This is a genomic window from Lysinibacillus sp. G1-3, from assembly GCF_056322905.1.
On the sequence record NZ_JBWHYQ010000098.1, the window covers coordinates 1 to 218 of the forward strand.

1 rRNA gene is annotated in these 218 nt (G+C 47.7%); it reads right to left on the reverse strand.

Going from position 1 to position 218, the window contains the following annotated elements:
* Positions 1-72 (reverse strand): 5S ribosomal RNA (gene rrf / locus ACVYAD_RS25350); the annotation flags it as partial.
* Positions 73-218 lie beyond the last annotated feature (146 nt).

Sequence of the window (218 nt, forward strand, 5' to 3'; positions counted from 1 at the left end):
ATCGGCGCTAAAGAGCTTAACTTCCGTGTTCGGTATGGGAACGGGTGTGACCTCTTTGCCATCATCACTAGACTATTGTCGACCTCCAATACACGGCGTATTACTGCGTCAGCTTCTCTCGTTCAATCGGTCACGTACAGAGGTACGCTCCCTCATTCACTCGTTTGCTTCCTTGTACTACTTGTGTCTTGAAGCTCTCTTCGGCTTTCAATATACAT